The following is an 11,676-nucleotide window of genomic DNA, read 5'->3' as shown; positions in this document are numbered from 1 at the left end:
CGGCGACCTACACGAGGGCTTGACACCCGCACACCCTAGAATCCGCCCGAATACGCCATCGGCGACAACCACCCAGGAGGGCCTGTGTCGACGAACCAGCAGCGCCGCGAAGCCGCGAAGCGCAAGTTGGAACGCCAAATCGAGGCCAGGGCGGCTCGGGCGAAGCGCAATCGGATCATCGCCGCGGGTGCCATCGGGGTGGCGGTGATCGCCGTGATCGCCCTCGTGCTGATGTTCGTCAACCAGGCGCGGCAGGAAGCCAGGGCCGAGGCGGCGCGGGAGGCCAAGGCCGCCGCGGAACGCAAGGCGGAGGAAAAGAAGCAGCTGGACGAGGCGAAGAAGATCTCGGACAAGATGGTCCGCGAGCTGAAGATCCCGTCCAAGCGGATGAAGCCGGTCCCGCAGCCGAAGCCGTTCGACGACCCGACCTCGTGCAAGTACCCCAAGTCGGGCGAGGAACCGGCCAAGGACGTCGACCTGCCCAAGGGCACCAAGGCCCCCGCGTCCGGCAAGGTGAACGTCACGTTCCACACCACCGCGGGCGAGATCGGCATGGAGATGGACCGTGCGCTGGCGCCGTGCACGGTGAACAGCATGGTCAGCCTGATCGAGCAGGGTTACTACGACGGCTCGTCGTGCCACCGGCTCGGCATCCAGGGCCTGCAGATGCTGCAGTGCGGTGACCCGACGGGCACCGGCCAGGGCGGCCCCGGCTACACCGTTCCGGACGAGTTCCACAAGAAGTCCAAGTACGGCCGCGGCCTGGTGGCCATGGCCAACACCGGTGCCCCGAACAGCGGCGGCGGCCAGTTCTTCTTGATCTACGGCACGGCCAACATGACCAACGGCCAGATGCTGCCACCGCAGTACACGGTGTTCGGCACCATCTCCGACGAAGGCCTGAAGACGCTGGAGAAGGTGGCGCGCAAGGGCATCGAACCCAAGTCGCTGATCGAGAACGGGGACGGCACGGGCAAGCCGAATCTCGAGGTGAAGTTCACCGAGGTGTCGGTCAAGAGCTAGCGGGGTCGGACCGCCGCAGCCGGGGAGTCGGTCGCCCTGATGTGTCCGCAGCAAAGGGCTCGCGGCAGCCGGGAGCCCGATGCCGTGATGTGCCGCCGCGACGGGGCCACTGCAGCCAGGGTGCCTGATTGTCCTGCATTGTCCGCCGCGAAGAGGCCACGGCAGCCGGAGTGCCCGGCCGTCCGCCGCCTAGGTCGGGTGCCTCAGCGGAACGTGAACCGCGGTGGCCTGCGCTCGAGGAACGCCGCGACCCCCTCGGCGTAGTCCTCCCCGGTCAGCGCGCTCAACCGGATCTGGTGCACCTCGTCGTCGGCTTCCCGCTGCCCGGCGCTGATCTTGTTGATGATCCGGTTCATTCCCCGCACCGACGACTGCGACCGGCCGGCGATGGTCGCGGCGAATCGGTCGGCGGCCGACGGCAACTCGTCGGCGTCGAACACCTCGTTGACCAGCCCGATCTCCCGGGCCCGACGCGCATCGAGCAGTTCGGCGGACAGCAGCAGGTACCGCGCGTGCGCCGGACCGATCAGGGACACCAGCTGCCTGGTCGACTCGAAGTCGTAGACGATGCCGAGCTTGGCGGGCGTGATGCCGAACCGCGACCTAAAGGCCGCGAACCGCAGATCGCACGCGACCGCGATCTGACATCCACCCCCGATGCAGTTGCCCTGGATGACCGCCACCGTCGGCTTGACCATGTCGTGCAGGGCACGCACCGCGCCGAGCACCGCTTCGTCGTAGCGGGCGGCGTCGGCCGGTTCTGCGCGCAATTGCCGGAACTCGCCCACGTCCGCGCCCGCGGAGAACGAGCCACCAGCCCCGGTGAGTTGGAGGATCTTCACCGCCGGATCGGACTCCACCGTGGCCACCACGTCCGGGATGGCCTGCCACATCTCGAACGTGATCGCGTTGTGCTTCTCCGGACGGTTGAACATCAAGCGAGCGATGCCCGACTCGGCATCGACGGTGAACTCGAGGCCGGCAACCATGACCAGCACCCTACGGCTTCGTCGGCCGCTCGGAAGCGTTGCGTTGCCAGGCTCACGGGCCGCCGCGTAACAGCCCACCCAGAAGTGGCGCCCGGCAATGAGGTCCCTGCTGCATCGCCGCACGATCACCCCGCGGCGCATGCCTCTCATTGCCGGACGCCGGTACTGACGGGGCGTACAAACCCTCGCCAGTGGTCGGTAGGTGACCCAGAGCGCTGCCACCGGCCGGGCCGAGCGGTCGATGCGCTCGGCCCGAGCCAGGCACAGCGCTGGATCACAGCCGCTGCCGACACCGCCGTTCAGCTCGCTGGGCGGATGACCCCGGCCTGGTGACGATGTCGACCGGTACACGGCCGGTGGACCGGACCGGGTTCACGGCGCAGGCGGTGAGGAAGACAACGCCACGTCTTTGATCACGAACCTCTTGTGTGATCAGGACGCCGACGTCACGCGGTACACGTCGTAGACGCCCTCCACCTTGCGCACCGCATTGAGCACGTGGCCGAGGTGCTTCGGGTCGCCCATCTCGAACGAGAACCGGGAGATGGCGACCCGGTCCCGCGACGTGGTCACCGACGCCGACAGGATGTTGACCTTCTCGTCGGCGAGGATCTTGGTGATGTCGGACAGCAGACGGTGCCGGTCCAGTGCCTCGACCTGGATCGCGACCAGGAACACCGAGTTCTCCGACGGCGCCCATTCCACCTCGACCAGCCGCTCCGGCTGAGCACGCAGGTCGTCGGCGTTGGTGCAGTCGGTCCGGTGCACGCTGACCCCGCCGCCGCGGGTGACGAAACCCAGGATCTCGTCACCGGGCACCGGAGTGCAGCAGCGAGCCAGCTTCACCCAGACGTCACCGGCGTCCTTGACGATCACCCCGACGTCGTTGGAGGCGCGCCTGCGGCTGATAGTGGACGGCGTGGACCGCTCGGCCAGCTCCTCCTCGGCCTCTTCCATCCCGCCGATGAACGCCACGAGCCGCGACACCACGTGCTTGGCGCTGATATTGCCTTCGCCGACCGCTGCGTACAGCGCGGTGATGTCGTTGTAGCGCAGCTCGGTGGCCAGCGCGCCCATCACGTCGGCGGAGATCAACCGCTGCAGCGGCAGGCCTGCCCGGCGAATCTCCTTGGAGATGGCCTCCTTGCCCGCCTCGATGGCCTCTTCCCTGCGCTCCTTGGCGAACCACTGGCGGATCTTCGCCCGCGCCTTGGCCGATCCGGCGAAGCCGAGCCAGTCCCGGCTCGGGCCCGCGTTCTCCGCCTTCGAGGTGAAGATCTCGACGACCTCACCGTTGTCCAGCTTCCGCTCCAGCGGCACCAGCCTGCCGTTGACCCGGGCGCCGATGCACCGGTGGCCGACCTCGGTGTGCACCGCGTAGGCGAAGTCCACCGGCGTCGACCCGGCGGGCAACGTGATCACATCGCCCTTCGGCGTGAACACGAAGATTTCCTTGGTCGCCATCTCGTAGCGCAGCGACTCGAGGAAATCGCCCGGATCCGCGGCCTCCCGCTGCCAGTCGAGCAGCTGCCGCATCCACGCCATCTCGTCCACGTTGGCCGGGCTGCGGTGGGTGCCGCCGGACTCCTTGTAGCGCCAGTGCGCGGCGATGCCGTACTCGGCGGTGCGGTGCATGTCGTAGGTGCGGATCTGCACTTCCAGCGGCTTGCCGTCCGGGCCGATCACCGTGGTGTGCAGCGACTGGTACACGCCGAAGCGCGGCTGCGCGATGTAGTCCTTGAACCGTCCGGGCATCGGCTGCCACAGCGCGTGCACCACGCCCATGGCCGCGTAGCAGTCCCGCACGTCCTCGACCAGGATCCGCACGCCGACCAGGTCGTGGATCTCGTCCAGGTCGCGCCCGCGGACGATCATCTTCTGGTAGATCGAGTAGTAGTGCTTCGGCCTGCCCTCGACCTTGGCCTCGACCTTCGACTCGGCCAGGTGCTTGTTGAGCTCGTCGATCACCCGGTGCAGGTACTTGTCCCGCGACGGCGCGCGGTCGGCGACCAGCCGGACGATCTCGTCGTACTTCTTCGGCTGCAGGATGGCGAACGCCAGATCCTCCAGCTCCCACTTCACCGTGGCCATGCCCAGCCGGTGTGCCAGCGGGGCGAGCACCTCGAGCGTCTCCCGCGCCTTGCGCACCTGCTTCTCCGGCGGCAGGAAGCGCATCGTGCGCATGTTGTGCAGCCGGTCCGCCAGCTTGATCACCAGCACCCGCGGGTCGCGGGCCATCGCGATCACCATCTTGCGGATGGTCTCCGCCTCCGCGGCCGTGCCCAGCTTGACCTTGTCCAGCTTGGTCACCCCGTCCACCAGGTGCGCGACTTCGTCACCGAAGTCCTGACGCAGCTGGTCGAGCGAGTAGCCGGTGTCCTCCACCGTGTCGTGCAACAGCGCGGCCACCAGCGTCGTGGTGTCCATGCCGAGCTCGGCGAGGATAGTGGCGACGGTCAGCGGGTGCGTGATGTACGGGTCGCCGGACTTGCGGCGCTGATCGCGATGCAGCTCCTCGGCGACGTCGTAGGCCCGCTGCAACAGGGCGAGATCGGCGTTCGGGTGCAGCTCCCGGTGCACCGCCACCAGCGGTTCGAGCACCTGTTTGACCGAGGCGGCGCGCTGCGCGGTGATCCGCCTGGCCAACCGGGCACGCACCCGCTTGGTCGCCGACGGAGTCGCGGGCCTGCCGGACCCAGGCGTTGGCGCGACCGCGGAAGTGCCCGCCGACGAGTCGAGTTCCTGGCTCACCCGCACCTCCTCACGTCGTTCCGGCGCGGCCTGATGAATTACCAGGTTAGCTCGCTCGGCTCAGCGACGACGCTTGCCGGTGGGCTTCCCGGTCGGCCGGCCGCTGCCCCGCGCCGCTCGCTTGCCGGTCGGCCTGCCCGCCGCGCGCTGCTGATCGATGCGCTTCAACGTGCGGCCCGGCACGCTCGAAGCGGCCGCGTAGGCCTTCTCGTTGCGCAGCTCGCCCTCGAGCTCCTCGTCGTCCACCGTGACGGTGGCCCGCTCGGCCTTGCGCTGCTCGGTCTGCGCCCGGCGTGCCAGCACCTTGCGCTCGTGCTCCTGGTACTCCGGGTGCCGCATCTTGAAGTCGACCAACAGCGGGGTGGCCAGCAGCACCGAGGACGCCGTGCCCGCGACCGTACCGACGGACATCACCAAGGCGAGGTCCTTCAGCGTGCCCGCGCCGAGCAGGCCGACGCCGATGACCAACAGGGCCAGCACCGGCAGCAGCGTGACCAGCGACGTGTTGATCGACCGCATCAACACCTGGTTGACCGCCAGGTTGGACACCTCGGCGAACGTGTTCCTGGTCAGGTTGAGCAGGCCCTTGCTGTTCTCCTTGATCTTGTCGAACACCACCACGGTGTCGTACAGCGAGAAGCCCAGGATGGTCAGCAGGCCGATGATCGTCGACGGCGTGACCTCGAAGCCCACCAGCGAGTACACGCCCGCGGTCACCGTGAGGTCGAAGCCCAGGGCGAGCAGGGCGGAGACGGCCATCCAACGTTCGAAGTAGAAGGCCAGGAACAGTCCGACCAGCCCGAGGAACACGACCAACGCGATGATCGCCTGGCGGGTGATCTCCCCGCCCCACGAGCCGCTCAGCGCCCGGTCGCTGATCGTCCCCCGATCCGGCTCACCGTCGGATCCGACCGGTTTCAGTTGTTCGAACAACGCGTCCTTGAGCTCGACCACCTGCGCGTTGCTCAGCGTCTCCGAGCGGATCTCGATCGTGGCGTCCTGGCCGCCGCCGACCTCCTGCACGGCGACCGGGTCCTCGCCCATCGCCTCGGCGAACACCTGCTTGGCGTCGTCGGCACTGATCCGGCCTTCCGCGGAGATGGCAGGCATCTGGATCTTCGTGCCGCCGACGAACTCGATGCTCGGGTTGAACCCGCGGAAGATCATGCTGCCGATGCAGATCAGCAGCAGCACCGCGGTCGCGGTGTACCAAATCTTGCGCTTGCCGACGATGTTGAACGCGCCGGTGCCCATGTACAGCCGGGCGAACACACTCGGCTTCTTCTGCGCGGCCGGGGCCTCCGGCGGCTGCGTCGTCTCGTCCGCCACCTCAGACCCCCTTCGCCGTCGCCGTGCGGGCCTTCCGCCGGGCCGCGACCTCGCGGCCGGCGTCCTGCACCAGACCAAGTCCGGACAGTGCCCGGTTGTTCAAGATCTTCCAGTTCCCGGCCACCACCATCAGCGGGTGCGTCACCAGGAACACCACCAACAGGTCGAGCGCGGTCGACAAGCCGACGGTGAACGCGAAGCCCTTCACCTGGCCGATGGCCAGGATGTAGAGCACCACCGCGGCCAGCAGGACCACCGCGTCCGCGGACAGAATCGTGCGCCTGGCCCGGACCCATGCCCGCGGCACGGCGGACCGGACCGATCTGCCGTCGCGTATCTCGTCCTTGATCCGCTCGAAGTAGATGATGAACGAGTCGGCGGTGACACCGACCGAAATGATCAAACCGGCGACCCCGGCCAGGTCGAGTGTGTAGCCCACCGACCGGCCGAGCAAGATGATCACCGGATAGACCACGCCGGCGGTGAGGACCAGCGAGGCGAACAACAACACGCCCAGCAGCCGGTAGTAGAACAAGCAATAGAGCGCGACCAGCGCCAGGCCGATGGCGCCGGCGATCAGACCCGCACGCAGTGAGGACAGGCCCAGCGTCGGCGAGACCGACTGGGCGTCCTGCGTCTCGAACGACAGCGGGAGCGAGCCGTACTTGAGGATCTCCGCGAGGTCGCGGGCCTCTTGCTCGCTGAAGTCACCGGTGATCCTGGTGTTGCCGCTGATCTGCTGCGTCACCTGCGGCGCGGACACCACCTCGGTGTCCAGCACGAACGCCACGAGCGCCGGAGTGGGCTGCATCTTCGACTTCTGCGCCAGCTGCGCGGTCAGCTCGGACCACTTCTCGTTGCCCTCGCTGGTGAAGTCGATGTTGACCTGGTAGCCCGCGCCGTCCGGGTTCACGCTGGACGTCGAGTTGGAGACCATCGTGCCGTCCAGCACCACCGGACCGAGCACGTACGCCTGCGGCCCGGCGTCGGAGTTCTCCTGCTTCTGGTGGCAGGCCACCAACGGCAGGTCCGGCCGGTCGTTGCCGCGCAGCGGGTCGTCGAACTTGGGCCCGCACCCCTCGAGCGCCTTGACCGCCGCCTCGATCGCCGCACTCTGCTTGTTCTGGTCCTGCGAGGCCAGGTCCTTGCTCTGCCGCACCTTGCGCGCCGCGGCGATCTGCTTCTTGGTTTCCTCGTCGAGGTTGTCGTCGTTCTCCGGCTGCTGCGCAGGTGCCCGGTCCGCGGCCGAGGCAGGCGCGCTCCCACCGCCGCTGCCGTTGTTGCCCTCGCCGCCGGAGGAGGCCTTCGGCTTGTCGCCCTTGGACTCCTCGTCCTTCTTGTCGCCGGAGTCCTCGTCGCCGGAGTCGCCCTGGCCTTCGTCGTCCGCCGCCGCCAACTGTGCCGGGTCGAACGGGCCCGCGATGACCTCACGGAAGCCCAGCTTGGCCGTCTGACTGAGCGTCTTGGCCTGCTCGGAGTTGTCCGACCCCGGCACCGTGATGACGATGTTGTTGCCGTCCAGCACCACCTCGGCGCCGCTGACGCCCAGGCCGTCCACACGTTGGTTGATGATCGACCGCGCGGTGTTCAGCGAGTCACGCGACGGCTCGGAGCCGTCCGGCGTGCGCGCGGTCAGCACGACGCTGGTGCCGCCTTGCAGGTCGATGCCCAGTTTCGGAACGGGCTTACCGTCGCCGGTGAAGAACACCAGGCTGTACAGGCCGACGACGATCAACAGGAAGATCGCCAGGTAGCGTCCGGGTCGGATGGTCCCGGCAGGTGGTGCCACGGGAGTACTACTCCTCCTCGACGGGGCTGCACGACGAGGCGGCCCGAAGTTGACTGGTGACGGATCGCCGCGGGGTGTTGGTCACATCTGACCCCGCGCGGCACGGAGACTGTACTCCGTGCCGCGTGAGCCTGATGTGACGCCTGGCCGCCGGCTACTTTGTGCCGTGCTCCAGCGGGGGCGCGACCTGCGCGCCCTCGGTCTTCTCGGCACGCTCGTCCGCCTCGTCGGCCGAGGCCTCGACCTCGGTCGTGTCGTCGGCGTCGGTGTCCGTCAGTTCCGCGTCGTCCTCGATGACCGGGCCGACCTTCTCCCGAATGGCCTGGCGCAGCCACGTCGTCACCACACCGTCGGCGATCTCCACGTCGATGGTGGTGTCGTCGCTGGCGTCGGCCACCGTGCCGTACAGACCGGAGGTGGTCATCACGCGGTCGCCGGGCTTGAGGCTGTCCTGCAGCTCCTGCTGCGCAGCCATCATCTTCTTCTGCTTGCGCACGCTGAAGATCATGAGCACAAGCAGTGCCAAGAACATGGGAAGGAGGATTTCCATGTTGCTCCCTTGTTTGGGCACTCGCGGCGCCCGATTGTGTACACGTCCGCCTGTGACGGGCTGACATAGTCCGCGTCCCAGCCGAGTGTGCCAGTCTACGCCCCGGCTGTTGCGCCCAGGTCCCGCCTCCTGCGCCGGGCGGGCTCAGTCGAACAGCGTCGGGGACTCGTCCCGCTTGGGCGGGGTCAGCCCCAGGTGCTGCCACGCCGCGGGGGTGGCCACCCGGCCGCGGGGGGTGCGGGCCAGCATGCCCGCGCGCACCAGGTACGGCTCGCAGACCTCCTCGACGGTGGTGGCTTCCTCGCCGACCGCGACGGCAAGCGTGGCGACACCGACCGGTCCCCCGCCGAACGACTGGACCAAGGCCTTCAGCACCGCACGGTCCAGCCGGTCCAGGCCCAGCTCGTCGACGTCGTAGACCTCCAGGGCGGCCTTGGCCGTCTCGAGCGTCACGATGCCGTCAGCCCGTACCTCGGCGTAGTCCCGGACGCGGCGGAGCAGCCGGTTGGCGATGCGCGGCGTACCCCGGGACCGGCGGGCGATCTCGGCCGCCCCGTCGGGCTCGATCGGCACGCCGAGGATCGCGGCCGAGCGATGCAGCACCTGCTCGAGCTCCTCGGGCTCGTAGAACTCCATGTGCCCGGTGAAGCCGAACCGGTCGCGCAGCGGGCCGGTCAGCGCTCCGGACCGGGTGGTGGCGCCGACGAGGGTGAACGGCGCGATCTCCAGCGGGATGCTGGTCGCGCCGGGCCCCTTGCCGACCACGACGTCGACCCGGTAGTCCTCCATCGCCATGTACAGCATTTCCTCGGCCGGCCGGGCGATGCGGTGGATCTCGTCGATGAACAGCACGTCGCCCTCGACCAGGTTCGACAGCATCGCCGCCAGGTCACCGGCACGTTCCAGGGCCGGGCCGGAGGTGATGCGGATGGCGCTGTTCAGCTCCGCGGCGATGATCATCGACAGGGACGTCTTGCCGAGGCCGGGCGGGCCGGACAGCAGCACGTGATCGGGCGGGGCACCGCGCCGCTTGGCGCTCTCCAACACCAACGCCAGCTGCTCCCGCACCCGCGGCTGCCCGATGAACTCGTCGAGGTTGCGTGGCCGCAGCGCGGTTTCCAGCTCGCGCTCCCCCGTCTCCGGCAGCGCGGAGACCGCGGAGTGCGCGCTGCCGATCTCGCCGAACTCGTCCTCGTGGCTCATCAGCGCTGCTTCCCGATGCTGCTCAGCGCGGCCCGCAGGACCGCGGACTTGTCACCGTGGCCGTTGTTCGCCAGCACACCGTCGACCGCCTGCTCCGCCTGCTTGGCCGGGAACCCGAGCGAGATGAGCGCCTCGATCACCTCGGAACGCACAGCACTGTTCGCGGTCGGCGCGGCGGAGCCGGCGATCTCGGCCGTTCCCACATTGCCGATTTTGTCCCGCAGCTCGAGACTGAGCCGCTCGGCGCCCTTGCGCCCGATGCCCGGGACCTGGGTCAGCACCGAGATGTTGCCGTCCGCGATCGCCGACCGCAGGGTCTCGGGTTCCAGAACCGCGATCGCGGCCAACGCCAGCCGCGGCCCGATCCCGGACACCGTCTGCAACAGGACGAACAGTTCCCGAGCCTGCGCGTCGGAGAAGCCGTACAGGGTGAGCGAGTCCTCCCGGACCACCAACGACGTGTGCAGCTGGGCCTGCTCCCCCACCCGCAGCGTGGCCAGCGTCGCGGGCGCGGCCTGCACGGCGAGCCCGACCCCGCCGACCTCGACCACCGCGTGGTCGAGCCCGACGGACAACACCGTGCCCCGTACCGAGGAGATCATCTACTTCACTCCCTCTGCTCGCGCGCGCTGCCGGGCCGCTTCCCGCAGCCGCGCCTTGTGCTGCTTGGCCACTTGCGCCGCGCGCCGCTCGACCTCGGCGAGCCGAGCCCGCATCGGCTCCCGCCACAAGTGGCAGATCGCCAGCGCCAGGGCGTCCGCGGCGTCGGCGGGGGTCGGCCGCTCGGGCAGCGACAGCAGCCGCGCCACCATCGTCATCACCTGGGCTTTGTCCGCCCGGCCCGCCCCGGTGACCGCCGCCTTCACCTCGCTCGGCGTGTGGAACCCGACCGGCAGGCCCCGGCGCGCCGCACACAACGCGACCACCCCGCTGGCCTGCGCGGTACCCATCACCGTGCGGACATTGTGTTGGCTGAAGACCCGTTCCACGGCCACCGCGTCGGGCTTGTGTTCGTCGAGCGCGCGATCGACCGCCTCGGCCACGGCCAGCAGCCGGGACGACAGCTCGGCCCCGGCCGGGGTCCGCACCACCGTGTAGTCGACGCAGCTGACCTGCCTGCCGCGGCCACCGTCCACCACGCCGATGCCGCACCGGGTCAACCCCGGGTCGACCCCGAGCACGCGCACCCTCTGCCTCCGTCCTGCCGACTCCGGCTCGACGAACATTCGTTCGACAAGCAGGCTACCTGCGGCCCGCAGCGCTGGTGACGACGACGCGCCGGATCAGTCGAGGTCCGGCTTGCCCGTCTCGGTCAGGATCGGCTGCCAGCGGCGGAAGCCCTCCGGGGCGTTGGCCGCCCACGGCCACTGGCCCTGCGGGGTCGGCACGACGAGCTGCACCGCGGGGAAGTCGCCGTTCGGGTACAGCAGGAAGGCCGACCCGAAGTACTGCGGGTAGTAGCGCTCGGCGACCCGCTGGAACAGCACCGGGATGCCCTCGAAGAAGTCGTGGTAGAACTCGCCGATGCGGAACTGTCCGCCGGTCGCCGCGCGGTCCACGTAGGCGTCCAGCAGCACGGTGCCCATCGGCTTGGGCAGGCCGATCACCACGCCTTCCGGCACGCCGTGGGTCCGCCACGCGCCCGCGGTGAAGTCGTAGTTGCCGACGCCGTCCTCCGCCTGGACCGAGACCACCGCGTTGCCCCTGGTCGCGGCCTGGTCCAGCAGCCAGTGCTTCAGCTCGATCTCCTCCGGGCTCAAGATCGAGTCCGGGGCCGGTTCCGGCGCCTGGCGCGGCGCGGACCTCCGAGTGCGAGGGGCGTCGGCGTAGGAGTCGGTCGTCACAGCCGACATCTTGCCGTACGCGTTCCGTGGCGAGAACAGGCCCGCCGCACTGGGAGAGTCAGGGCCGCCGAACGGATCACCGCACTACGCCGAAGGTCCTCGTCAGCCCGGTCCGCCGGGGCCCGTCAGGCCACGGGAGTCGCCACTGCGGCCTTTCGTCGGCGTGATCCATCGGGCTCGCGAGGCGGCGACGGTTGC

Annotated in this window: 10 protein-coding genes; 1 reads left to right on the top strand and 9 read right to left on the bottom strand. The window is 69.1% G+C overall.

Annotated elements, in window-relative coordinates:
- Window positions 1–84 precede the first annotated feature (84 nt).
- Window positions 85–1,023 (top strand): peptidylprolyl isomerase, encoded by a 939-nt coding sequence (locus tag YWM_RS0101550; RefSeq protein WP_028849223.1) that lies wholly within the window; start codon window positions 85–87, stop codon window positions 1,021–1,023.
- Between the two features lie 203 nt (window positions 1,024–1,226).
- Here the strand turns inward: YWM_RS0101550 and YWM_RS0101545 are convergent, their stop codons facing one another.
- From YWM_RS0101545 to YWM_RS0101505, 9 genes are all read right to left on the bottom strand, one after another.
- Window positions 1,227–2,012, bottom strand: a complete 786-nt coding sequence (locus YWM_RS0101545; protein ID WP_028849222.1) for an enoyl-CoA hydratase-related protein — start codon at window positions 2,010–2,012, stop codon at window positions 1,227–1,229.
- Window positions 2,013–2,444: 432 nt separating this feature from the next.
- A complete protein-coding gene (locus YWM_RS0101540) occupies window positions 2,445–4,763 on the bottom strand; it encodes a RelA/SpoT family protein (RefSeq protein WP_028849221.1) in 2,319 nt (772 codons plus the stop codon).
- Window positions 4,764–4,823: 60 nt separating this feature from the next.
- On the bottom strand, window positions 4,824–6,092 hold the full coding sequence (secF, locus tag YWM_RS21710; RefSeq protein ID WP_052344441.1) for a protein translocase subunit SecF: 1,269 nt from the start codon (window positions 6,090–6,092) through the stop codon (window positions 4,824–4,826).
- Window position 6,093: 1 nt separating this feature from the next.
- A complete protein-coding gene (secD, locus tag YWM_RS0101530) occupies window positions 6,094–7,881 on the bottom strand; it encodes a protein translocase subunit SecD (protein ID WP_028849220.1) in 1,788 nt (595 codons plus the stop codon).
- 154 nt (window positions 7,882–8,035) lie between these two features.
- Entirely contained in the window at window positions 8,036–8,413 is a 378-nt protein-coding gene (gene yajC, locus YWM_RS0101525) for a preprotein translocase subunit YajC (protein WP_425426450.1), read from the bottom strand.
- 162 nt (window positions 8,414–8,575) lie between these two features.
- The gene (gene ruvB, locus YWM_RS0101520; RefSeq protein ID WP_028849218.1) at window positions 8,576–9,634 is read right to left on the bottom strand and encodes a Holliday junction branch migration DNA helicase RuvB; all 1,059 of its coding nucleotides are present in this window, start codon (window positions 9,632–9,634) and stop codon (window positions 8,576–8,578) included.
- A complete protein-coding gene (gene ruvA / locus YWM_RS0101515; protein WP_028849217.1) occupies window positions 9,634–10,236 on the bottom strand; it encodes a Holliday junction branch migration protein RuvA in 603 nt (200 codons plus the stop codon). Before ruvA ends, ruvB begins: the two co-directional genes overlap by 1 nt.
- Window positions 10,237–10,821 carry a crossover junction endodeoxyribonuclease RuvC gene (gene ruvC / locus YWM_RS0101510; protein ID WP_028849216.1) on the bottom strand — a complete coding sequence of 195 codons (585 nt, stop codon included), beginning with the start codon at window positions 10,819–10,821 and terminating at the stop codon, window positions 10,237–10,239.
- Window positions 10,822–10,917: 96 nt separating this feature from the next.
- Window positions 10,918–11,487 carry a DUF4262 domain-containing protein gene (locus YWM_RS0101505; protein WP_084612124.1) on the bottom strand — a complete coding sequence of 190 codons (570 nt, stop codon included), beginning with the start codon at window positions 11,485–11,487 and terminating at the stop codon, window positions 10,918–10,920.
- Window positions 11,488–11,676 lie beyond the last annotated feature (189 nt).

The sequence above is a fragment of the Thermocrispum municipale DSM 44069 genome (assembly GCF_000427825.1).
In the GTDB taxonomy this organism is placed as follows: Bacteria; Actinomycetota; Actinomycetes; order Mycobacteriales; family Pseudonocardiaceae; genus Thermocrispum; species Thermocrispum municipale.
Note: the sequence above shows the minus strand (reverse complement) of the source record. Positions and strands in the feature narration are given on the sequence as shown.

Bases quoted from the DNA above. Each gene is read 5' to 3' on its own strand.
- YWM_RS0101545 (WP_028849222.1), bottom strand. From the start codon at position 2,012: ATGGTTGCCGGCCTCGAGTTCACCGTCGATGCCGAGTCGGGCATCGCT.
- yajC (WP_425426450.1), bottom strand. From the start codon at position 8,413: ATGTTCTTGGCACTGCTTGTGCTCATGATCTTCAGCGTGCGCAAGCAG.
- ruvB (WP_028849218.1), bottom strand. From the start codon at position 9,634: ATGAGCCACGAGGACGAGTTCGGCGAGATCGGCAGCGCGCACTCCGCG.
- ruvA (WP_028849217.1), bottom strand. From the start codon at position 10,236: ATGATCTCCTCGGTACGGGGCACGGTGTTGTCCGTCGGGCTCGACCAC.
- YWM_RS0101505 (WP_084612124.1), bottom strand. From the start codon at position 11,487: ATGTCGGCTGTGACGACCGACTCCTACGCCGACGCCCCTCGCACTCGG.